Genomic DNA, 21,910 nt, shown 5'->3' with positions numbered 1-21,910 from the left:
TGCTTGGTCGCTACCAATTCAAAGAGGCCCTGACCTCTTTCCTGCCGCACCACGCCGCAACGAAACCGCGGCGGAGGTCTCAGATCGCCCTAACCACGCTCAACTGCGAAGGGCCACAAGACCGTACGCGCCCGCAGGGCCACTGTCGCGGTGGATGCTTTCCCACGAGTCAGCGCCTCCAAGGCTCCCCGGTCCCCGTCACGCAATTCCAATGCCCTTGCCAGATAAACTAAGAATCAAGTCGGACAAACAACCAGACCCAAAGGATCAACGACACGCTACACTAGCGACGGTGGCTAATTCCTTACGGAATTCAGGATTCCAATGTATTCTCGGCTACGTATCGACCAGTCGAACTGACTAAGGAGCTCTGGTTGAGCTTGATACGTCCTATTCTGTAGCAATTCTCTACTGCATTCGATCCAGCCCGCGGTATCTTCGAATTCAACAATATCGACCTGTGCACCTAAGCCACGTAGATATTCCGCAGCAGCAATCGGAGTTGAAACTATTGAGGCTTGGCATGCGATAGCTTCAAGCAATGTCGTCTGAAAGCCTTCCGCCAAGTTCGTGGGATTCAGAAGGATTGCATTTTGAAGATGAATGGCAACGTCTGCAATAGTGAGCCGACCGTGAACTGTAATGTGTTCCGCTAGCGGAGAAGCGTTCGATGCCTTTTCTAAGGCGGGCCGGTCCGGCCCGTCGCCAATAAAGTGAACTTCGAAGGCGAGTCCCTCTTGGGATAAAATTTCAGCGACTTCCAGGACGCGCTGCCAACCTTTCCCAGGCACCAATCGACCCAAGAACACAATCTTCGCGACATCATTCGGTACTGAATTCTTTTCTACGAACCGGTTGACGTCGATGGCATTTCGGAAGACTTCGCTTCTGACCGACGCAAGTCGCCAGACAAACGATTGAGCGGATTCGGAAATTGCAAGAACGCGCGCTGAGTTGCGGAGTACATAGCGGCCGACTGTAAGATCAACGAGTTTGCTGGCTGCACCTATGACAGGACTTACACCACGTACGTGGTCGGATCCGTGTTCAGTGAGTATTGCCGGGATTTGGAGTGCGCGTGCGATACGAACTCCGATGTACGTCATCGGAAAAAACCGGGTATGCACCGAAATAGCATCGACATTCAAATCTTTGATGCGTTGTTGAATAATCCTTCGAGTTCCAGGCAACGGAAAAGCAAGGACATTGCCAATCATCCTCGTGCAGTGCAGCCTGACGACATGCACGCCGGATTCCGTTGCCTCTTTGCCGGAGTTCTCTAGCGCAAATACCGTCACTTTGACGCCGGCATTTACGAGGGCGCCGGCCAAGGCAGCAACATGGAACTCGACACCGCCCGCCTTCGGAGGATAGTTGTTCACTACGAAGGCAATATGCATGCCGATTGATTCTGATTCTGAGTGTTTGGTCATTTAAGCTCTGTGCCTGGACCTTCGCCCGCCGCATCGGAATACTCAGGCAGCACCGAATTCTCGTCACGAGTCTGGCGGAATCTCGTAGGCGAGGTCGCTTCATCGATGGCAATTCGCCGCGACAACTTCGTCAGAGACGTTTCGGCATGTCGGAACCGCTGGTAGGTCGTCGCCATGAAAACAAAGAAGCTTACGATCGTGGCGTACAGGACGAGATCGGTCCCACGTCCTACGCCGAGCGCGTTAGCAAGGCGGGACAGAAGTTCGGGGAAGAAGATTGACATAACTGCCGCGAAGGCAAAAATCAACAACATGATTCTTCTGATTGCCAAGTGGCGAGCGTTACTGCCGCCTCGCATCAACGCAACAGATACGAGAATAACAGCTAGAACCAAGAAAACTTGAACGATAATCAGCATGGGTCACCTAAAGAATAGTTCTGCCACGATATTAACGGCATTAAGAAGCGACTGGCCCTTGGCTTTGGAATAGTCTGTGTATATTATTTCAACAGGGTGCTCGACCCACCGGACTTTCATGGCAGCTATCTGATTTACTAGTTCAGAGGCGTGCGCCATGCGATTCTGAGTGAGATTGATTCGGGCGCCCACGGACGCATTTATCGCGCGCAGTCCGTTATGCGCGTCCGTGAGATTCAGCCCGGTAGACATCCGAGATTGCACGGCTGCTGTCTTTAGCACAACACGCTTGGCTCTGCTGAGGTTCGTCCGGTCATCCAGAAAACGGGATCCCAAGACGATTTCCGCTTCTCCGGTAAGGATCCGCTGAGCCATTGCTGCTGCGTCTTCGACGCGATGCTGACCGTCGGCGTCAAACGTTACGATGCAGCCCAAGTCGGGGTCCTGTAGCGCATACTCGATTCCAGTCTGGAGAGCAGCGCCTTGGCCCAGATTGATAGGGTGCTGCACCACGACGGCGCCCGCCTGACGAGCGGCTTCCTGGGATCCGTCTGTACTTCCGTCGTCCACGCAAACCACGTTCGAGAAAGTGGTCAGGAGATTTGTAACGACTTGGCCCACGACGGCAGCCTCGTTGTACATCGGTATCACTATCCACGTCTGAGTCACCGAAATAGTATTCCACATCTGCGAATCAAAGTTGTCCCGCAGGGTGCACGTGCGTTGCGTCTGGGACGCTGGGGCGTAGCCCTGTGAAGCAGATGGCGGCGGATGAGCCGACGGCCCCCACAGCGAAACCAGTGAGCGCTCCAGCCAATCCAAACAGGGGGATGCCTAGCGCCATGGTGGCTGTGCCGGACACCGTCGCAACGAAGCAGATACCCGCGTATGTCTTTTGCCGGCCCGACGCCAGCAAAATAGCCGTTGGAACTGCGGCACAGGATTGGGCGCCAACGATGGCCAATAGCCAGCCTAGTGTGGACGCGCCTTCCGCAAACTTACCCGGAAAAACGACTTCTAGTAGCCAGGGGCCGAGCACGATGAGAGTGAGAAAAATAGCGACGAATGCGGCCACTGAAATTAGGAATAGCTGCCACATTGATCTCCGCCGCTCGTGAGACAGCGTGGCAGGCACCGATGCAAAGTGTGGGATGAGCACTTGGGTGATGGACTGGGCAAGAAGATTTGCAGGAGTTGCAAGTGTCAGTGCAGCTGCAAACAGATCTGATGAGTCGCGGGCAAATAGCTGCACGAGAATCATCGTCGCTGGTAAGAGGCCTCCGGCAGCGATCATGCCATAGATGTTGTGGCGGGTGAAGGACAAGACTTCTACTCGTGTCGCCCGAGGCAGCACGACTGAACGATGTCGAGGCCACGCGAGCAACGCGTAGAGTCCGAACCCCAGGGCCAGGGGCATCAGGAGAAGGCTACTGAGTCCTGCCTGAAGAACGGTCAATAAGAGCAGAAGAGTAGCGACCGAACTTATGACGTCGAGGAGGGTCGACTTCGGTACCTGGCCCTTGCCTACTAACGCACCTCTCGTGAAGAGGTAAGCCCCAAATGCCGCGACGAATAGGCCGCTAAAAATAGCAGTGGCTAAGTCGTGACTGAAAAAGAAGGCGACTGGGACGGTTATCAAGGTCGCCCCGGCGGTGAAGAGCCAGACGGTCCGGCTGAGAAGACTGATAATCCCTGCGTGTCTGTCGTCTGACGAAGTGTATTGCCCTAGGAATCGCGTGGCCGCCAGTCCCGCTGGCGCTGGCCAGAACAAGGTGATGTACTGCGACAAAGACAGTATTGAGGAGGTCTCCCCGAGGCGTTCAGGAAAATAGCGACCTATCAACATGGTTACCGCGAAGCGGGCCGCCCCTTGGGCCAAAACACCGGATGTGGCAATAATGGTGTTCTTGATCAGGCGACTTTTCACTTCGACAGCCTACACTGATGCCTGGCACCGGCGGCGACGTAGTCAACTAACTAACTAACTCTAACTCCAGCCGTCGGAGTCCACGTTGCCGTTCTGTTTTCGAACTTCTGAGTGCAGAGTGTGGCTGAACTGCACGTTTCATTTGTGGTAGGCATTCCCCACGAGCTCCCCGTGCCGCCTTGGGAGCGCCAGACTGAACCGATCGCACCAGGCGTGTAAATCGTCAAAACCCATCGTTCGGCTGTCCAATACGCGGTGCGACGCTCAAATTCCTGATAGCAGTAGTTCGACACGCACCGTTCATCAGTCGTCGCCATGCCCCAGTCGCTGTTTGTTCCACCTGCGCCGAGCCATGCTTGGCCGACGGCCCCTGGTGTGTAGACAGTGCGGACACCGTTAGAGGCGGTCCAATAGGCAGTTCGCTTTTGGAACGTCTGATAGCAGTAGTTTGCTATACAAGCCTCATTTCCTGTGGCAAGCCCCCAAGAACTCCCTGTTCCGCCGGCTGCTGCCCATGCTTGCCCGATGGCGCCTGAAATGAATATGGTGCGGATCCCATTGGCCGCTGTCCAATATGCGACCCGGCGTTGGAATGACTGCACGCAGTAGGAAGGAGTGCAACTTTCATTGCTAGTCGGGTACCCGAAAAGACCCTCGCCGCCACCTGCCGCAGCCCAAGCAGCGCCAATTGCTCCGTTGGCGTAGACGGTGAAGTTACCGGCGAATCGCTGGAGGGAGCCCAAGTCTCCGTTCCAGACATTTGAGTCACCGGCGAACGGGCCTGTGCTGCTGTACTGCCAAATGCTGTAGGAGCTCCAGCTCCCAGTGGGAACTGCGCCAGCGTTGTTGGTGGGAGAACTCGGGTAGGCGGCAACCCACAACGGATAGTCACCAAATACCGAGGGATTACCGAGGCACTGATTCCACCAGCTGGTGTTCGTGTAGATCATTGGCAGGCGTCCGGTCATCGTCAGCACGGTGTTGCCGAAGTCGCGGACCCAGGATGTCAGCTGAGCCGGAGACATGCCATAGCAGGTGTTGCCGAAGTAGAATCCGTTAATAGTTCGGTTCTCGTACGGGTTGAACTCGAAGTCGAGTACTGGAGGCATGGTGTATCCGTCCGCGGTCCAGCCCCCACCGTTCTGAACAAAGTAGCGCGCTTGGTCCGATCCTGAAGACCAATTGGGGATAGCAAAGTGGTATGCCCCACGAATCATGCCGACGTTCCGTGAGCCCTGATATTGGGAGCTATAGGACGGGTTGGTGTAATAGTTTCCCTCCGTTGCCTTGACGTAGGCAAATCGGGCACCCATGTTCCACTGGTGTTGCCAGTCCACAGCAGTCTGGTGACTGCTGACATCGAGTCCCTGAACGCCAAAGGACGGCATCCAAGTACCTTCGGTGGCTAAAGTCTCCGTGGATAGCTTCTTCAGGCTGAGAGACGATGAAGACGCTGTCACACGGGCAGATCGCTGCCCCATTTCAGCGCCTCCATTACCGACTGCAGCTGCCATCGCCGCGCGATCATCGGGTGAAGCTGGGTTCGGGGCCCTGTCCGCCGACGTGTCAGCGGTAGGCGAAGCATTGGCCAGTTGATCCACGCTCGGGGAGGGCTCGATGCCCGTGGACGGCGCCGTTTGAGTCAGCGGAGTTGCGGGGGTGGGCGCCGAAGGTTGTGTCGCCGGGTTCGTGGGAGGTGTCGAAGACTGGGTTGGCGCACCTGCAGGCGAAGGTTCCACGGCTGCGCTCGGAGTTGCTAGTCCTGGGCCTGCTAGTAACGAGATAAGCAAAACTGCGGTCCCAACGGCACGTCCGTTGAGGTGAATATGGGGGGGAAAGAGGAACCGCTTCATTTCTGCTCCGGGAGGTTGTGCGCCTTAGCAGCGCGGGAAGTAGGCCTCCAATGGATGAGCCCTTGAGGAGCCGCCGACCGAAGGAAAATCTGACATGCCGCGCTTACAGTAGCATTACGAAACACATGAAACCAGAGTTGCTCATGTGGCGAGTGTTACGAGTCCCAATGTCGTGAAGGTACCAGCGAGCCCTTGCAGCTTTCGTCTTGAACTTCATTTCTCCTAAGCTGTTACGCATGAAAGTACTGGTCACCGGCGGAGCCGGCTACATCGGATCGCACACAACGCTTTGTCTCCTGGAAGAAGGGCATGAAGTCGTCGTCCTCGACAATTTGATGAACTCCAACCCTGAATCCCTTCGCAGGGTTGAGCAGCTCACCGGAAAGAAAATCGAATTCAGGCGAATGGATCTACTGGATGCCGCAGCCATCGACGACCTTTTTTCGGAGGGCGGCTTCGAAGCTGTCATCCACTTCGCCGGTTTAAAGGCGGTGGGCGAATCGGTGGAAAAGCCGCTCTGGTACTACCAGAACAACATTGTGGGCACCCTGAACTTGCTCCACAGCATGGACGCGCACGGTGTCCGTCAGCTGGTGTTTAGCTCCTCGGCCACCGTGTATGGCGCGTCTGAGGAAGTACCGCTCACCGAGAAGGCGCCCCTGGACGCCACCAACCCCTATGGCCGTACCAAGGAACAGATCGAGGATATCCTCTCTGACTTGGGGGCTGCTGACCCGAGTTGGAGCATCGCATTGCTCCGTTACTTCAATCCGGTGGGGGCGCATGAGTCTGGCTTGATCGGCGAAGATCCCAGCGGCATCCCTAACAACTTGCTGCCGTTCGTTGCACAGGTCGCAGTGGGCCGAAGGGAAAAGGTCATGGTGTTTGGGGACGACTACACCACGCCCGACGGGACCGGGGTACGCGACTACATACATGTGATGGACTTGGCAGCAGGCCACCTCGCAGCCCTCGGGTACTTGGCGCGGAAGAAGGGCGTCTTCCGCTGGAATCTAGGCACCGGAAAGGGGTCGTCCGTTCTGGAGGTCATAAAGGCGTTCGGCGCCGTTGCCGGCCGGCCGATTCCCTACGAGATTACAGATCGGCGCCCGGGCGATGCTGCGGTAAGCTACGCTGATCCATCCGCGGCGTTGGCCGACCTGAGTTGGTCTGCCAGGCGTGACTTGCGGCAAATGTGCAAAGACCACTGGCATTGGCAGGAATCCAACCCCAGGGGTTACACCCAGGCAGGCTGAGGCCCTCTCCGCTCGAAGACGCAGTCCTGCGGGCCCTGCGGCAACTGTTATCCACAGCCCGCTCAATATGACTTGGCGGCGTGGTGTAGCGTCCCTAGGCTGTAGCCAGTTGAACTGCCTCCGCCGGGGGGCGGCAGTTGTATTGGGGAACTACATGGACGCTGTGCGAATCGTGGAAGACGAAGTCCGCGAGCTGATTCGCCGTCGGGGTCTTGATCCGCTGCGGGAGGCGGGCGAGGTCCGCCGCCTGGTCGAAGCGGCTGTCAGCGACTACGACGAACGCGCCCTGATGGGGCCGCTGCCTCCGATTGGTCCGCTCGAGGCCGCGCGCAGGTTTGTCTTCGACGCCGTTGCCGGCTTCGGTGTCCTTCAGCCGCTGCTGGACGATCCGACCATCGAGGAAGTCTGGATCAATGCGCCCAACGAAATCTATATCGCCAAAGACGGCAAGTCGGAACTGACCTCACTCAGCCTCACGGACCAGCAGGTTCGCGATCTCGTGGAACGCATGCTCAAGAGTTCCGGCCGCCGTCTGGACATGTCATCGCCCTTTGTGGACGCCGCCCTCCCCGATGGCTCCAGGCTCCACGTAGTCATTCCGGATATCACCCGCAGGCACTGGGCTGTGAACATCCGTAAGTTCGTGGTGAAGGCCAGCCGCCTTGAGCACCTGGTCGAGCTGGGCACGCTGACACCGCAGTCGGCCCGGTTCCTCGGTGCAGCCGTATCCAGCGGACTCAACATCCTGGTGTCGGGCTCTACCCAGGCGGGCAAGACCACCATGCTCAACTGCCTGGCTGCGAGCATCGGCAGCCGTGAGCGGGTCGTTACGGTTGAGGAAATCTTTGAACTCCAGTTCCCGCTCCGGGATGTGGTGGGCCTCCAGTGCAGGCAGCCCAACCTTGAAGGCGAAGGCGAGATCCCGCTGCGCAGGCTTGTCAAGGAAGCTCTCCGGATGCGCCCGGACCGCCTGGTCGTGGGAGAGGTACGGGAAGCGGAAAGCCTGGACATGCTGATCGCTTTAAATAGTGGTCTTCCGGGGATGTGCACCGTCCATGCAAATTCAGCCCACGACGCCGTAACTAAGATCTGCACGCTTCCGTTACTCGCCGGCGAAAACATCTCGTCTGCCTTCGTGGTTCCCACTGTGGCATCGTGCATCGACCTCGTCGTTCACTGCAGCCGCCACGCCAACGGCCGACGCCAAGTAACCGAGATCCTTTCCCTCGGCCGGAGGGTGGAAAACGGCATCATTGAGTCCTCCATGGTTTTCGCCATGGAGGATGGCCAGCTGCAGCCGCGGGCTAACTCCATGCCCGCAGCTGAGAAGTTTTCTAGGGCAGGGTACGACGTCGCGGCGCTGCTGGAGCCGCGCTGATGGCGCCTCTGTTAGGGGTGCTTGCGGGCGCCGGGCTCTTCCTGATCTGGTGGTCGTTCTGGGAAAAGCCGGCAGCGCTGAAGCGCAGCCCGAGGGTCAGCCGCCTCGAGGACCTGCTGGCCTCTGCCGGAATCGAAAAGGTCACCGGGACGGGCCTTGTTGCCTCATGCCTGGGATTGGGCATTTTTGTCGCTCTCATCTTCTTTGTGGTCAGCCGGTCATGGCCGATATCCGTCTGCTTCGGACTGTTCGGCGCCTGGCTGCCCGTCAGCATTGTCCGGTGGCGGGCGAACAGGAGAGCCGCTGTGCTTCGCCAACTGTGGCCGGACGTGGTGGACCACCTGCGCTCAGCCATCCGCGCGGGGCTTTCACTGCCGGAGGCACTGATCCAGCTGGGGGAAAAGGGCCCCGAGGAGCTTCGGCATGTTTTCCGGGACTTCGGGGCCGACTACCGTGCCGGCGGGCAGTTCGATGCATCTCTTAACAAACTCAAGGACCGGCTGGCGGACCCAGTGGCGGACCGGATCGTCGAGGCACTCAGACTGACCCGTGAAGTGGGCGGTTCGGACCTGGGGAAACTGCTGGGCACCCTCGCGGAATTTCTCCGGGAAAATGCGCGGACCCGCAGCGAGCTCGAGGCCCGGCAGTCCTGGACTGTCAACGCCGCCAGGCTGGCAGTTGCCGCTCCCTGGATCGTTATGCTCCTCCTGGCCACCCGGCCTGAGGCCGTGAACGCTTACAACACACCCATGGGAGCAGGCGTCCTCCTCGGCGGGCTCGTTGTGTCGCTGGTCTGCTACTCCATCATGCTGCGCATTGGCGCCCTTCCGCAGGACGAACGGGTGCTGCGATGAACGGGATCTCTGCGGCTGCGATTGTGTGCGGCATCGTTCTCGGGACGGGCCTGTGGCTGCTCTTCGTCCGGTTGCCCTTTATGCGGCCGCTCACCTTCGTGGAGCGCATTGAGCCGCAACTGAAGTCCCAGAATCTTGAGTCGCGGCTGCTGCGGGCCAGCGGGCAGAACGCCACGCCATTCGGACCGTTGGAACGGATCGTGCGTCCCCTGCTTCACGACGGACTCGCCGCCCTGGGGAAGCTGAACCTCGGGTCCAAAGCATTGACCCGAAGGCTGGCCCAAGCAGGAAACAGCAAATCACCCGTTGATTTCCGTGCCGAGCAGCTTCTTTGGGCCGCCGCGGGATTCGCTGCCGCCCTGGCGGCGGTGGTGCTGGGCGCGGTATCCGGCCGGTTCAGTCCCTTCCTCGCGGTTGTGGCCGTCCTCGGAAGCGCGCTTGGAGGGTTTCTGTTCCGTGACTTCTGGTTGGGTGTCCAGATCAACAGGCGGGAATCCCGGATGATGGCGGAGTTTCCCAGTCTCGCCGAGCTCATGGCCCTGGCTGTTGGTGCCGGTGAAAGTGCCACAGGCGCACTGGACAGGGTCTGTCGCAGTGCGAGTGGAGAACTAGCAAAGGAGTTCTCCAAGATTCTTGCTGAGACCAGAGCGGGAAAACCGCTGGTGGAAGCGCTCCAGGAGTTTTCCGCCCGTACAGATATGGGGCCGCTCGTCAGATTTGTTGACGGCATCATCGTCGCGGTCGAGCGGGGCACACCCTTGGCAGATGTGCTGAGGGCTCAAGCCCAAGACGTCCGGGACACCGCAAAACGGGACCTCATGGAATCGGCCGGCAAGAAAGAAATCACCATGATGGTTCCTTTGGTCTTTGGTGTCCTCCCCCTAACAGTGGTGTTCGCGGTGTTCCCCGGCATCGCGGCCATCAGCCTCGGCCTGTAGCCAAGACCATCACCACAGCCGACACATCCCTAAACCACCACATCACTTCAACAACGATTGGGACCGAAATGAAAAACATTGGGAATCTCGAGCAGCGTCTGGCTCCTTGCGTTGCTGGCTGGCCTATGGTCGTGGGTGAGTGGTACCAAGCCGGTTCGGAGTTGCGCCCGGAACGGCTCCGACGCGTCTGTCCAAGACCACCCGGAGCGTGGCGACGTGCCTGGTTGGGTGATGATCACTTTAATGTCCGCGGTCCTGGTGGCGGCCTTGCTGGCTCTCGCCGGCCCGGCGCTCGAAACGATGTTCAACCAGGCCATGGACAAGGTCGGAAAGTAAGACATGCAGGGCGCCGGCCAGTGTACGTCCAGCCGGGTACTGCGCCGGTCCAGAGACGGCGCCGAGCCGGGCTGGCGCACAGATGAACGCGGCTCCGCCGTAGTGGACTTCGTCCTGGTGGGTGGGCTGCTCACCATGTTTTTCCTGGCGATCATCCAGCTGACCCTGGTTCTGCACGTCCGCAACACACTGATCGACGCCGCCGCCTCCGGGGCACGCTATGGAACGCTCGCAGACCGAGGAGCGTCAGATGCGGAAGAACGGGCGGCGATGCTGATTGGGACCGCGCTGAACGCTGACTTCGCGCAGGACATCAGCACTGCCGAAGTGACGTTCCAAGGCCTGCGGACCCTTGAAGTGACCATCAAAGCCCCCATGCCCGTCATCGGGCTGATCGGACCCAGGGACCTGCTGGAGGTGAAGGGCCATGCGGCCATCCAACCCTGACAGCCTGCTTTCCCGTCTCCACCTGAGGTTCCGGCAGGCACTTGGCGAGGGCTCGAGGGAGGAGGGGAGCGCGGTGGTCGAATTCACGTTCCTCGCACTGCTCCTGATGGTCCCGCTGGTGTACTTCATCATCACCGTGGGCCAGATCCAGGGCGGGTCCTTTGCCGTTGTCGGTGCCGCTGACCAGGCCGCGAAGGTCTTCGTGGCACAGCCGGATGCACCGTCGGCCCAGGCCGCCGCCGAGCAGGCGGCCCTCATCGCCCTGGCTGACTTTGGCCACGATGCCGGGGAAGCGCGTGTCTCCACCCGTTGCAATCCTGCTGACTGCCAAGCTGCGGGCACGGCTGTCACCGTTACCGTCAACCTCACCGTGCCGCTGCCCTTCACTCCGTTTAACGACGACTTCAGGCTCAAGGCCAGCGAAGTTGAAGCCTCATCCACTCAACTGGTGGGCAGGTTCCGGTGATGCCAAAGGTGAAGTCTGACCAGCCTGGTGAGGACGGCCAGATGATTGTGATGATCATCGGCTACGTCCTGCTGGGCCTGCTGGTAGTCACCGTGGTCATCGGCATCTCCAGCGTCTACCTCGAACACAAGCGGCTGCTGTCCCTGGCCGACGGCGCCTCGCTCGCGGCCGCCGACAGCTACACGTTGGGCGAGGTCAGGGGAGAGGGCGGGAGCCCCTCAGCAGTGCTGGGGTCCGGGCGCGTCCGCAGCGTTGCGGCCGACTTCATCGCCAGGAGCCCGTCGTCGGACCGGTTCGACGGGTTAGCCGTTTCAGCGGCGACCGGCAGCCCTGACGGGTCCACCGCCGTCGTGATTCTCAGCGCCGTTGTCCACCCGCCGATGGTGAACTTCCTGGTGCCCGATGGCATCAGAATCGAGGCTGCCTCCACGGCCCGTTCCCGGCTCACCCGATGAGCGAAAATACCGAAGTCCGGCACTCCGGCCGGATAGCGTAGGCTTAAACAACCATGGCCAATATTGATTTTTCCGCAGAAATCCGCGCTCTTCGCGCCACCTACACCTCCATCGAGCAAGTCAGCGATGTTGAGGCTCTGAAGGAAGACATCGCCGAGTTGAGCGAACGAGCCGGCGAGCCGGACCTGTGGGATGACCCCGCCGCGGCCCAGAAGATTACCTCCCGCCTCTCGCACCGCCAGTCTGAACTGGAGCGGCTCAACAAGCTGGTATCGCGGATCGATGACCTCGAAGTGCTCGTCGAGCTCGGCCAGGACGAGGACGACGCCGACTCCATGGGCGAAGCCGCCGCCGAACTGGAATCCATCCGGAAATCCCTGAAAGACCTGGAAGTGGTGACCCTTCTTTCCGGGGAGTACGACGAACGTGAAGCCGTGGTGTCCATCCGGGCAGGGGCAGGCGGCGTTGATGCCGCAGACTTCGCCGAAATGCTGATGCGTATGTACCTCCGCTGGGCGGAACGCCACGGGTACCCCACGACCGTGATGGACACGTCGTACGCCGAAGAGGCAGGCCTGAAGTCCGCAACGTTCGAAGTCAAAGCACCGTATGCGTTCGGTACGCTGAGCGTCGAAGCCGGAACCCACCGCCTGGTGCGGATCAGCCCCTTTGACAACCAGGGCCGCCGCCAGACATCCTTCGCGGCGGTGGAGGTCATTCCGCTCATCGAATCGACGGACTCCATCGACATTCCTGACAATGAGATCCGTGTGGACGTGTTCAGGTCCTCCGGCCCGGGCGGGCAGTCGGTTAACACCACGGACTCCGCCGTCCGCCTCACCCACATCCCCACCGGCACGGTAGTGTCCATGCAGAACGAAAAGTCGCAGCTCCAGAACCGGGCAGCAGCCCTGCGGGTCCTGCAGTCGCGGCTTCTTCTCCTGAAGAAGGAGCAGGAGGACGCCGAGAAGAAGGCGTTCGCCGGCGATGTCAAGGCGTCCTGGGGCGACCAGATGCGCTCCTACGTCCTGAACCCCTATCAGATGGTCAAGGACCTCCGGACCGAACACGAGGTGGGCAACACCTCTGCAGTGTTCGACGGCGAAATTGACGACTTCATCGACGCCGGGATCCGCTGGCGCACTGACAACCGCAACGCCGCGAAGTAGCTTGAGTGTCTACCGGTACGCGTGATCGCGCGACACACCCCCGAAGCCCCCGAAATCCGGCCAAAAGGCTGCGTATAGTCGAGGGGCCGGAGCTCTACTTCCCCCAAACGAATGCCCGTGCACCGGCTGCAGATCTGGGCTGCATCAGCCGTGCCCTGCAGGGTAATTAGGGCCATGATCCGATTCGAAAATGTCACCAAGGTGTACGACCAGACGGCCCGGCCTGCGCTGGACGATGTCAGCCTTGAGATTGACCGTGGTGAATTTGCCTTCCTCGTCGGCGCTTCCGGCTCCGGAAAGTCCACGTTCCTGCGGCTGGTGCTGAAGGAAGACCGGGCCTCCTCGGGCGCCGTGTACGTGGCCGGGCAGAACGTCGCCAAGATCTCCAGCTGGCGCGTGCCCAGGCTCCGCCGTGGCATCGGCGTGGTCTTCCAGGACTTCCGGCTACTTCCGCAGAAGAGCGTGTTTGCGAATGTTGCCTTCGCGATGCAGGTCATCGGCAAGAGCCGCAGCGTCATCCGCGACACTGTCCCCGAAGTCCTCAAGACCGTGGGCCTGGAAGGCAAGGAAAACCGCCTTCCCCATGAGCTTTCCGGCGGCGAGCAGCAGCGTGTGGCCATCGCCCGCGCGGTAGTCAACCGCCCCGGCATCCTCCTCGCCGACGAGCCCACCGGCAACCTGGACCCCACCACCTCCATGGGCATCATGGGCGTGCTGGACAAGATCAACCAGAACGGCACCACGGTGGTCATGGCCACGCACGACGACGACATCGTCAACGAGATGCGCAAGCGCGTCGTAGAGCTCAGGAACGGCATCGTGATCCGCGACGAGGCCAAGGCCTTGTACACCTCCATGATCCCCGTGGTGGGCCAGTCGCGCCGCCTGAGGGACGCCAGCGGCCGGGACGAATCCCAGCCGCCCGCAGCAGGGGAACGCAATCCCAGCGCAGGGGAGGACAAGCGATGAGGTTGGCTTTTGTCCTCGGTGAGATCGGCAGCGGCCTGCGCCGCAATGTCTCCATGGTGGTCTCGGTCATCCTGGTCACCTTTGTCTCACTGACGTTCGTGGGTGCCGCGGGCATGCTGCAGCTTCAGATCAACCAGATGAAGGGCTACTGGTACGACAAAGTCCAGGTTGCCATCTTCCTCTGCAGTGACGGTTCGACGGCGGCCGGTTGCGCCACAGGTCCGGTCACCCCGGAACAGCAGGAGAACCTGAAGACCCTGCTCGAATCACCCGCCGTGGCGCAGTACGTCAACGATTTCCAGTTCGAGTCCAAGGAAGAGGCGTACAAGCACTTCAAGGACCAGTTCTCCAATTCTCCGATCGTTGACTCCGTCACGCCGGACCAGCTGCCTTCCTCGTTCCGGATCAACATGAAGGATCCGGAAAAGTACCAGATCATCAGCGAGACGTTCTCCTCGCAGCCGGGCGTCGAGACGGTCATTGACCAGCGCCAGCTGCTGGAGCGGCTCTTCTCCGCCATGAACGCCGCTTCCCTAGTGGCCGTCAGCATCGCCGGCGTGATGATTATCTGCGCCATCCTCCTGATCGCCACCACCATCCGGCTCTCGGCCTTCAGTCGCCGCCGCGAGACCGGGATCATGCGCCTGGTGGGCGCGTCCAAGCTTGTTATCCAGCTGCCGTTCATCCTTGAAGGCGTGATTGCGGCGGTGATCGGCGCCGCGCTGGCATCCGGCACGCTGTGGGCGGTGGCGCACTTCTTCCTGGGCGAATACCTGTCCAAGCAGTATCCGGACACGGCGTTTATTTCGCCGGGCCAGACGCTCATTCTTGCGCCAGCCTTGCTGATCCTAGGCGGATCTTTGGCAGGAATGTCGTCTCTCTTGACCTTACGCAGATATTTGAAGGTTTAGGCTGTGCAAACCGAACAAGGAATCCTGATGAACGAATTGCACCGAACCGCGCCCCGGCACCGGGCGGAACGCACGCGACCTGCAGGCCGCCGCGCCGGCCTGATCAGCGGCGTCCTGGCACTGCTCCTCGCCGCCAGCATGGGCGCCTCAGCCCCGGTGGCGCACGCCGATGAGCTCGATGACAAGCGTGCCGCCCTTGAAGCAGAGGCGGCCCGGGTTCAGCAGTCCCTGGAATTCGTGGACTCACGCATCGCGAAGGCCGCCGGCGACCTGGTGATCTACCAGGGCCAACTGCCCGGCGCCCAGCAGGCCCTTCTCGAAGCCCAGGGGCGCGTGGCCAGTGCGGTCAAGGAAGTCGAAGCGCTGACGGCGCGCGTTGACCTTGCGCAGCAGAACAAGGCCAAAATCACCCAGCAGCTTGAAGCTGACAAACAGAAAATCGCGGACACCAAGAAGCTGATCGGCCAGATCGCCACCCAGGCCTACAAGTCCGGCGGCGTCCCGTCGAACCTGACGCTGTTCTTCGGGGCCAACAACGGCGGCAGCCTGACCGACACCATGGACCTCGCGGACCAGGCCATGCGCAGCCAGAACGCCGCCATGGACAAGCTGTCCCAGCAAAGTGCCACCAACGTGAACTCCCAGGCCCGGCTCGAAGCCGTTGAGGCAGAAATCAGGGACCTCAAAGCCAAGGCAGACGCCGCGTTGGAGCGGGAAAAGGCTGCCCGTGACGAGGCCGCTGCCAAGAAGGCCCAGGTTGACCAGCTGATCGCCGACACAACAAGACTTGACGCTGAACTCCAGGCGGCGAAGCCGGGGATCCAGAGCCAGATGGCCGCGGTTGCAGCAAGCCAGAACTCCGTTGCCAACGAAATCGTCGAACGCGACCGCAGACTCCGGGAGGCCTGGGAGGCCGAACAACGCCGGCTGGCGGAGGCTGCCGCTGCGGCTGCGGCCGCCCAGGCAGCCGCACAGGGCCAGGCCCCGCCGGTGCGAGCGCCGTACGCCCCGGTGACCGGATCGCCGTCGGCCTTTGGCTTGCGGCACCCCTTCTCGGGCGACGTGCCCATCACCTCCGGCTTCGGCTGGCGCTCAACCCCGCCGGGAACCATCGACTTCTACGGCACCGGCGGTTACCTCCACACCGGCATCGACTTCGGAGCAGCCTGCGGCACCCCCGTATACGCGGCGGCGGCCGGAGAGGTATTCTCCTCAGGCTGGAGCTCTGCCGACGGCGGTGGCTGGCGGGTGAAGCTGTCCCACGGCGTGGTGCAGGGCAACTCCCTGACCACGATTGTCTACCACAACGCCAGCGTCGTGGTCTCCAACGGCCAGCAGGTATCCCAGGGGCAGCTCATCGCCTACTCGGGCAGTACCGGCAACTCAACGGGCTGCCACGCACACTTCGAAACCTGGCTCAACGGGGCCGCAGTTGACCCCATGCGCCTGCTGTAACGCCGGTCCGCGCCTGCCGTACACTGGTATGACTCCGCGCCGGAACGGCCGGAGCCAACGAGGATCCACGAACTGAGGAGTTCCACCGTGCCCAAAGAAAGTGGCCGTAAAGTTGTGGCCACCAACCGCAAGGCCCGGCATGACTACCACGTGCTGGATACCTACGAGGCCGGCATCGCCCTGATGGGGACCGAGGTCAAGTCCCTGCGCGAAGGCCACGCCTCCATGGTGGACGGCTTCTGCACGTTCTACAATGACGAGCTGTGGATGGAGGGCATCCATATCCCCGAGTACAACCAAGGGAGCTGGACCAACCACTCCGCACGCCGCCGTCGGAAGCTGTTGCTGCACCGTGAGGAGCTCAACAAGATCTCCGTGAAGATCCGCGAGTCCGGCTTCACAGTGGTTCCGTTGCAGCTGTACTTCCTCGATGGCCGGGCCAAGGTGGAGATCGGCGTCGCACGCGGTAAGCGGGAGTACGACAAGCGCCAGACCCTGCGTGAGCAGCAGGACAACCGCGAAGCCCTTCGCGAGGTCCGGGAACGCAACCGCCGGTAGGAATGATTTCCGCCGGGCATGCGTTATGATAGATAGTCCGGCAGGGATTTGTGCGTGCACAGCCCGGCCGGTTTGAAAACAAAATACGGGGATGATCGGTTTCGACGATGTTAGTCGCGACAGGTGAAGCGGGCCGAGGATGCAGAATTATCTCGTAAACGCTGTCTGCAAACCAATAAGTGCCAAATCAAACCGCACTGACTTCGCTCTCGCTGCCTAAGCAGTAAGACAGTCCGTCAGCCCGAGGTTGCTATTGCCCCGGATCCTGGCGTCATTTAGATAGCCACTGCTGCTTGCCTCCGTCATCGGGGCAAGCGGGACACTTAGATGACTGGGCCCGGATCAGCCACCTGTTTGCAGGAGGGCTGGGGCCGAGAAAATCCGACGCAAACTGCGCCCGGAGAAGACCTGTTAACACGACATCGGACGGGGGTTCAATTCCCCCCATCTCCACATTTGTGATGAGTCGAGACATCCTTAATGGATGAGTTGAGTCATCGGATACACCCCGGTCTTCGGACCGGGGTGTTTTTCTTTGTCCGGGCTGGTAGTCCCGGGCGGGGTGGATTCTTGAGCGGCGCAGCGTCCGTTTCCCGAATTGGTCCACCAACTCGAAGCACTGGGGCAGGCAGTTAGACCGGCTGCCGGTGGCGCGAGGCCGTTTCTGCCTGCGGGCGGCGAAAGAGGAATCCCAGCCCGCATTTCTTCAAGAGGTACTCCAACCCTGTGCATGCCGTTAAGACAGCCGCAGTGAGTTTGCGATGACCGGGGCGGCCGGAGCCAGTGGGCCCTGGAAGGCGAGCACGATGCCGTCAATAACTGGAACGTGCAGTACGTAAACTCCCAGCGTTCGCTTGCCGACCCATGAACCCGCTGCTGCTATCGCCTGGTTCCTGGTTAGGGCGCTGATGACCGCGACGAGGGCCACGACGGCCGCCAGTCCCCTCAGTATGAAGACGGCCTGATCGATAGCAAGGTGCAGAGCCAATGCGAGCGATAAACCCGAAAGGCCAAGGAAAGCCGGGATCGCGACCGCTGCATAGAGCAACGTGCGGGCTCGGCAATGTAGAGGAACAGGCTCTTTCCGTAGACGCCGACGGCAAAAAAGAGCGCGAGCTCCGGGACCTTCCTCACCTGGCCAGCATCACTGCCAACAAGCAGAACCGTGAGAATCCGAAGGGCCGCCAATGGGGCCAGCACGACTGCCGGCGGCAGCTTTCTGCAAATGGTCAGCACAGGCACATAGATGGCGAAGAAGTCGCCGACAGAGCCGACGCGGTGGGGCAGTCCGTTGCCTGCCATCGGGATACTTAGCAACGCGTAAACGAGCAGCCACACGGCGTACAGGTAATAGTTGGTCAGGCTGGTGTTCCACACCTTTCCGTTGCTGAAACCGTTCCGGATCCTGGAAGCAGCAAGCATTCCCGATACTGCAAGGAGAAGAGGCATCCGGACGGTACCCAGTGCCGTTGCCACCATTTCCCACAGGGCGAAAGCAACGCTGCCGGGGTGCTCGAATTTGAGAAAGTGCCAGAGGCCGACGTGAAAAAGGACGACGGCGATGACACAAAGCCCTCGTGCTGCGTCGATCCAGTCGATCCGGACCCCAACTGGCGGCGTGGAATGCGTTGCGGCTGCAGGCCCCAAGATCATGGCTCAAATTTCGCAGCGGGGACCCCGGGTTTCGTCTGCTGGACGAGCACTTAGGGGAGGCTAGGTACCCCCTAGCCTAATGATGAGGGGGTCATGCTTTTGGGGGATACTCCGGACGGGCATGTGCCGGCGACCGAATCCGTTTAGGGTGATGGCCACCTTCGTTCACCCACGGCGTAGCAAGGCCGGGACTAGTAACCCGCGCTCCATCGTTGTATCCCGTAGGACCCGCGCGCACCTGCCGGGTCCGGGAATACCAGGAGGTGCCTCATGGACCCGGCGAGGGAACCCAGCTTTGCAGCGGCCGACGACGGTCCGCTGGACTCTTATTCGGAGACCGTCATGCGCGTGGCTGAGACGGTCACCCCTCATGTTGCGGCCATTGAAATGACCGGCAACCGCCGCAACGGCCGTTTCCGCATGGGTGCCGGCTCGGCGGTGCTCTTCACGGAAGACGGCTACCTGCTCACGAATTCACACGTCGTCGCCGGCACACACCAAGGACATGCCGCTTTTGCGGACGGCAGCAGGACCGAGATCGAACTGGTAGGGGCTGATCCTCTGTCCGACCTCGCGGTGGTCCACGGCAGGGCACCGAAGGTGGCCCCGACGCAGTTCGGCGATGCCGAGACGCTCCGGGTGGGCCAGCTGGTCATTGCGGTGGGAAATCCGCTGGGTCTGGCCGGATCAGTCACGGCAGGTGTAGTAAGCGGCCTGGGCCGCGCCATTCCAGTGTGGTCCAGCGGCAACCGGCGCGTGATCGAGGACGTCATCCAGACCGACGCGGCACTCAATGCAGGAAGTTCCGGTGGTGCCTTGGCCGATACGCACGGCCGAATCGTGGGAATCAACACCGCAGTGGCCGGCGCCGGGCTCGGCCTCGCCGTGCCCATCAACGCCACCACACGGCGCATCATCTCAGCGCTGCTGAAGGACGGCCGCGTCAGGCGGGCCTATCTCGGCGTTGTCAGCACACCCTTCCGGCTCAATGCCAGCGCGGTGATCAGGACGGGACAACGGGACGGGCTGCGCGTGGTGGAGGTGCTGGTCGGTTCGCCCGCAGACCGAGGGGGACTGCGGGCGGGCGACGTCATCCTGACAGCCGGAAGTCGCCCCGTCAACAACGCCGAGAGCCTGCAGAAGCTGCTGTTCGCCGATGCGATCGGGCAGCCGCTGCCGATTCGAGTGCTGAGGGACGGCCAGGAAGTGGACATTGTGGCAGTGCCCGATGAGATGGCCGGGAACGGGTAACCCGCTACGTGCGCTTCTTCAGGTGCGCGACCGGGTCCTGTGGGCCTTCAATCGGGCTCTTGGCCTTCTTCTCGGCGCGTTTTTCCTTGATGGTTTTGACCGGTTTTTTGTGCAGCTGCTGATGTGGTGACTTGTCCGGCATGGCGTGCTCCTTACAACGGGGGACGGGCTGCGTCCCACTTCGTAAAATACGCCTGTTCAGCCCCGAATGTAATGCCCAGAATCAGTCGGGAACTGCAACGTCGGCGATGCCCACAAAACGGGTCCCGACGCCGTCGAACTCGCTCCTGATGAGGCCCGGCCGCAGCGGCGGCACCTCATTCGGGGCATGGTGCTCGCACACCACATACGTGAATTCCGGCCACCATTTTTTGGGCCGGGCCGCTTCCTCGTAACCGCAGACGGCGCATTCCAGGTGCACCCAGACTGGACGCTTGCCGGTCCGGTTTGCCCGCGACTGGATGAGCCATGCCGGCGGGTTGTCCAGGATTTCGCCCAGCTCCGCCTCGGTCAGTCGTTTCGGGATGCCATGGCGCTGGGCCATTTCCATCGGTACATCAAGGGCAATTGCCGCGTCGCGTCTGCTAATCATCAGAGTCAACGATACGGGACCGGGCCAAACCCGAAGAGCGTCCTACGACGCCAGGGCGATGCCCCCGGCCGCCGCGGCAAATCCGGCGGCCAGGTTGGCGCCGATGTTCAGGGCTGCCGCCCCGAACCGCGACTCGCTCAGGAGCCGCACCGTGGCGGTGGTCCAGGAGCTGAACGTAGTGAGGCCGCCGGCAAGGCCGGTGGCGACGGCGGTCTGCCACTCGGGTGCAAGGCCGAGCCGTCCGGTGATGCCGATGGACAGTCCGATGATCAGGCACCCGGTGACGTTAACTGTGAGCGTGGCCCACGGCCAGTGCCGCGGCGTTCCGCTGTGGCTGACGGTGCCACGGTGCCCCGAATGGTGGGCGAACCAGCTGTCGACGGCGAAGCGCAGCAGGGCGCCCGCCATACCGAACACGCCCACCAGGACCGCGCCCATCATGACGCTGCCCCCAGCCGGTCAGTGAGCAGCCGGCCGGTCCGCCAGCCACCGGCCGCGGCGCCCAGACCCAGCAGCAGTGACAGCCCCAGATAGGCAATCCACACGGGATGTTCGCCGGTCCTGGCCAGCTGGTCAATCGAGAAAACCGTCGCTGAGAACGTGGTGAACGAGCCCAGAAGTCCTGGCCCGAGGCCGGCGCGGAGCCAGAATGCCGTCTGCGGCCGGGCCATCCAGACCGTGGTGAGGGCGGCCAGCACAAAGCTGCCAGCCACGTTGATTCCCAGGGTGGTCCAGGGCATTACCCCCGCTGTTTCCGGAAACGCGAGTCCCAGGCCGTACCGGAGTTCCGTTCCGGCCAGGCCGCCCACCGCCACGGCCAACCAGGCCCGCCAGTGCGGCACGCGGGCGTTCATCAGCTGGCGCTGAGGGTGCAGCCGGTGTGGGAGTGGTCGCTGTGGACCCAGAGCGCAGCGGTGACTTCATCCGCGAGATCGTACTCCCGCTTCCTGCCGGCGTTGCTGATCCGCACCACCAGTGCGCCGCCGAACGGCTTGCGGCCCACGACCTCCACCTCGGCGTCGAGATCGATTTCCTCGGCGGCAAGATACCGCAGCAGATCCGGATTCTCGTCGCTGATGCGGGTGATCCGGCCGGTGTGCCCGGGATCAAGTTCGCCGAGGAGATGGGCCTCTGGCAGCAGCACCGTGCCGTCCGCCGCGGGGATCGGGTCACCGTGCGGGTCACGTAGCGGGTTGCCGAGTTTCGCCGCCATGCGCTCTATGAACGTGTCCGACACTGCATGCTCCAGCAGTTCGGCTTCGTCGTGGACTTCGTCCCAGCTGTAGCCGAGCTCCTGCACGAGGTAGGTCTCAATGAGGCGGTGCCGGCGCACCATTGACAATGCCAGCCGGACCCCGGAATCCGTGAGGGTGATGGCGCTGTACGGCTTGTGGTCCACCAGGCCCTGGTCCTTGAGCTTGCGGACCATCTCCGAGACCGAGGAATTGGCCACCCCCAGGCGCTGCGCGAGCTGTGAGGACGTGATGGGTTTGTTCTGCCACTCCGTGAAACCGTAGATGACCTTGACGTAGTCCTCGATCGAGGAGGAGGGCGCGCTGGTCTTCACGCCTCCAAGCCTACCCGGTGGTC

26 protein-coding genes and 1 other RNA gene are annotated in these 21,910 nt (G+C 61.4%); 15 read left to right on the top strand and 12 right to left on the bottom strand.

Annotated features, from left to right (window positions below; genetic code table 11):
- Window positions 1–296 precede the first annotated feature (296 nt).
- Genes ACZYZ4_RS06045 through ACZYZ4_RS06025 form a run of 5 tightly spaced genes read right to left on the bottom strand, consistent with a single transcriptional unit; the run spans window position 297 to window position 5,167 of the window.
- Entirely contained in the window at window positions 297–1,433 is a 1,137-nt protein-coding gene (locus ACZYZ4_RS06045) for a glycosyltransferase family 4 protein (RefSeq protein WP_463859073.1), read from the bottom strand.
- Complete coding sequence (locus ACZYZ4_RS06040; protein ID WP_463859071.1) at window positions 1,430–1,852, bottom strand: DUF2304 domain-containing protein; 423 nt, start codon at window positions 1,850–1,852, stop codon at window positions 1,430–1,432. The genes ACZYZ4_RS06045 and ACZYZ4_RS06040 overlap by 4 nt, the downstream gene beginning before the upstream one ends.
- Before the next feature lie 3 nt (window positions 1,853–1,855).
- Window positions 1,856–2,521 carry a glycosyltransferase family 2 protein gene (locus ACZYZ4_RS06035; RefSeq protein WP_463859069.1) on the bottom strand — a complete coding sequence of 222 codons (666 nt, stop codon included), beginning with the start codon at window positions 2,519–2,521 and terminating at the stop codon, window positions 1,856–1,858.
- A gap of 25 nt (window positions 2,522–2,546) precedes the next feature.
- Entirely contained in the window at window positions 2,547–3,779 is a 1,233-nt protein-coding gene (locus ACZYZ4_RS06030) for a lipopolysaccharide biosynthesis protein (protein WP_463859067.1), read from the bottom strand.
- Window positions 3,780–3,829: 50 nt separating this feature from the next.
- Window positions 3,830–5,167 (bottom strand): GH25 family lysozyme, encoded by a 1,338-nt coding sequence (locus ACZYZ4_RS06025; protein WP_463859065.1) that lies wholly within the window; start codon window positions 5,165–5,167, stop codon window positions 3,830–3,832.
- A gap of 701 nt (window positions 5,168–5,868) precedes the next feature.
- On the opposite strand from ACZYZ4_RS06025, the gene galE reads away from it, so the two are divergent.
- The 14 genes from galE to ssrA all read left to right on the top strand — a co-directional run bounded on the left by galE (window position 5,869) and on the right by ssrA (window position 17,280).
- Window positions 5,869–6,888, top strand: a complete 1,020-nt coding sequence (galE, locus tag ACZYZ4_RS06020; protein ID WP_463859102.1) for a UDP-glucose 4-epimerase GalE — start codon at window positions 5,869–5,871, stop codon at window positions 6,886–6,888.
- Window positions 6,889–7,042: 154 nt separating this feature from the next.
- Window positions 7,043–8,266 (top strand): TadA family conjugal transfer-associated ATPase, encoded by a 1,224-nt coding sequence (locus ACZYZ4_RS06015; RefSeq protein ID WP_463859063.1) that lies wholly within the window; start codon window positions 7,043–7,045, stop codon window positions 8,264–8,266.
- Window positions 8,266–9,120 (top strand): type II secretion system F family protein, encoded by an 855-nt coding sequence (locus tag ACZYZ4_RS06010; RefSeq protein WP_463859061.1) that lies wholly within the window; start codon window positions 8,266–8,268, stop codon window positions 9,118–9,120. The genes ACZYZ4_RS06015 and ACZYZ4_RS06010 overlap by 1 nt, the downstream gene beginning before the upstream one ends.
- Window positions 9,117–10,058 carry a type II secretion system F family protein gene (locus ACZYZ4_RS06005; protein ID WP_463859059.1) on the top strand — a complete coding sequence of 314 codons (942 nt, stop codon included), beginning with the start codon at window positions 9,117–9,119 and terminating at the stop codon, window positions 10,056–10,058. The genes ACZYZ4_RS06010 and ACZYZ4_RS06005 overlap by 4 nt, the downstream gene beginning before the upstream one ends.
- Window positions 10,059–10,193: 135 nt before the next feature.
- Window positions 10,194–10,394, top strand: a complete 201-nt coding sequence (locus ACZYZ4_RS06000) for a hypothetical protein (RefSeq protein ID WP_463859100.1) — start codon at window positions 10,194–10,196, stop codon at window positions 10,392–10,394.
- A gap of 3 nt (window positions 10,395–10,397) precedes the next feature.
- Entirely contained in the window at window positions 10,398–10,841 is a 444-nt protein-coding gene (locus ACZYZ4_RS05995) for a TadE/TadG family type IV pilus assembly protein (protein ID WP_463859057.1), read from the top strand.
- Between the two features lie 73 nt (window positions 10,842–10,914).
- A complete protein-coding gene (locus ACZYZ4_RS05990) occupies window positions 10,915–11,307 on the top strand; it encodes a hypothetical protein (protein WP_463859056.1) in 393 nt (130 codons plus the stop codon).
- The gene (locus ACZYZ4_RS05985) at window positions 11,307–11,762 is read left to right on the top strand and encodes a pilus assembly protein TadG-related protein (protein WP_463859054.1); all 456 of its coding nucleotides are present in this window, start codon (window positions 11,307–11,309) and stop codon (window positions 11,760–11,762) included. Before ACZYZ4_RS05990 ends, ACZYZ4_RS05985 begins: the two co-directional genes overlap by 1 nt.
- A 53-nt stretch (window positions 11,763–11,815) precedes the next feature.
- On the top strand, window positions 11,816–12,931 hold the full coding sequence (gene prfB, locus ACZYZ4_RS05980) for a peptide chain release factor 2 (RefSeq protein WP_252567204.1): 1,116 nt from the start codon (window positions 11,816–11,818) through the stop codon (window positions 12,929–12,931).
- A gap of 174 nt (window positions 12,932–13,105) precedes the next feature.
- Window positions 13,106–13,900, top strand: coding sequence for a cell division ATP-binding protein FtsE (gene ftsE / locus ACZYZ4_RS05975; RefSeq protein ID WP_463859052.1), 795 nt, complete (start codon window positions 13,106–13,108; stop codon window positions 13,898–13,900).
- Window positions 13,897–14,811: a permease-like cell division protein FtsX gene (gene ftsX, locus ACZYZ4_RS05970; protein ID WP_463859050.1), complete on the top strand. Its 915-nt coding sequence runs from the start codon at window positions 13,897–13,899 to the stop codon at window positions 14,809–14,811. Before ftsE ends, ftsX begins: the two co-directional genes overlap by 4 nt.
- Before the next feature lie 27 nt (window positions 14,812–14,838).
- Window positions 14,839–16,266, top strand: coding sequence for a peptidoglycan DD-metalloendopeptidase family protein (locus ACZYZ4_RS05965; RefSeq protein WP_463859048.1), 1,428 nt, complete (start codon window positions 14,839–14,841; stop codon window positions 16,264–16,266).
- 87 nt (window positions 16,267–16,353) lie between these two features.
- Window positions 16,354–16,824 carry an SsrA-binding protein SmpB gene (gene smpB / locus ACZYZ4_RS05960; RefSeq protein ID WP_056343258.1) on the top strand — a complete coding sequence of 157 codons (471 nt, stop codon included), beginning with the start codon at window positions 16,354–16,356 and terminating at the stop codon, window positions 16,822–16,824.
- Between the two features lie 87 nt (window positions 16,825–16,911).
- Window positions 16,912–17,280, top strand: a transfer-messenger RNA (tmRNA) gene (ssrA, locus tag ACZYZ4_RS05955).
- A 280-nt stretch (window positions 17,281–17,560) separates the two neighbouring features.
- On the opposite strand, the gene ACZYZ4_RS05950 is transcribed toward ssrA, so the two are convergent.
- Both ACZYZ4_RS05950 and ACZYZ4_RS05945 read right to left on the bottom strand, forming a co-directional pair.
- Window positions 17,561–17,752, bottom strand: a complete 192-nt coding sequence (locus ACZYZ4_RS05950) for a hypothetical protein (protein WP_463859046.1) — start codon at window positions 17,750–17,752, stop codon at window positions 17,561–17,563.
- 17 nt (window positions 17,753–17,769) lie between these two features.
- On the bottom strand, window positions 17,770–18,477 hold the full coding sequence (locus tag ACZYZ4_RS05945) for an acyltransferase family protein (protein ID WP_463859044.1): 708 nt from the start codon (window positions 18,475–18,477) through the stop codon (window positions 17,770–17,772).
- Window positions 18,478–18,747: 270 nt separating this feature from the next.
- Here ACZYZ4_RS05945 and ACZYZ4_RS05940 point away from each other — a divergent pair, with 270 nt between their 5' ends.
- Window positions 18,748–19,728 (top strand): S1C family serine protease, encoded by a 981-nt coding sequence (locus ACZYZ4_RS05940; RefSeq protein WP_463859042.1) that lies wholly within the window; start codon window positions 18,748–18,750, stop codon window positions 19,726–19,728.
- 4 nt (window positions 19,729–19,732) lie between these two features.
- Here ACZYZ4_RS05940 and ACZYZ4_RS05935 read toward each other — a convergent pair whose 3' ends face one another.
- The 5 genes from ACZYZ4_RS05935 to ACZYZ4_RS05915 all read right to left on the bottom strand — a co-directional run bounded on the left by ACZYZ4_RS05935 (window position 19,733) and on the right by ACZYZ4_RS05915 (window position 21,887).
- On the bottom strand, window positions 19,733–19,870 hold the full coding sequence (locus tag ACZYZ4_RS05935) for a hypothetical protein (protein ID WP_463859040.1): 138 nt from the start codon (window positions 19,868–19,870) through the stop codon (window positions 19,733–19,735).
- Window positions 19,871–19,951: 81 nt separating this feature from the next.
- A complete protein-coding gene (locus tag ACZYZ4_RS05930) occupies window positions 19,952–20,320 on the bottom strand; it encodes a hypothetical protein (RefSeq protein WP_463859038.1) in 369 nt (122 codons plus the stop codon).
- A 42-nt stretch (window positions 20,321–20,362) separates the two neighbouring features.
- Complete coding sequence (locus tag ACZYZ4_RS05925; protein ID WP_463859036.1) at window positions 20,363–20,761, bottom strand: fluoride efflux transporter FluC; 399 nt, start codon at window positions 20,759–20,761, stop codon at window positions 20,363–20,365.
- Window positions 20,758–21,174 (bottom strand): fluoride efflux transporter FluC, encoded by a 417-nt coding sequence (locus ACZYZ4_RS05920; protein ID WP_463859034.1) that lies wholly within the window; start codon window positions 21,172–21,174, stop codon window positions 20,758–20,760. The genes ACZYZ4_RS05925 and ACZYZ4_RS05920 overlap by 4 nt, the downstream gene beginning before the upstream one ends.
- Entirely contained in the window at window positions 21,174–21,887 is a 714-nt protein-coding gene (locus ACZYZ4_RS05915; RefSeq protein WP_463859032.1) for a metal-dependent transcriptional regulator, read from the bottom strand. Before ACZYZ4_RS05915 ends, ACZYZ4_RS05920 begins: the two co-directional genes overlap by 1 nt.
- Window positions 21,888–21,910: the final 23 nt, after the last annotated feature.

It is taken from the genome of Pseudarthrobacter adonitolis (genome assembly GCF_055412845.1).
This window is presented reverse-complemented; position numbering and strand designations above follow the sequence as displayed.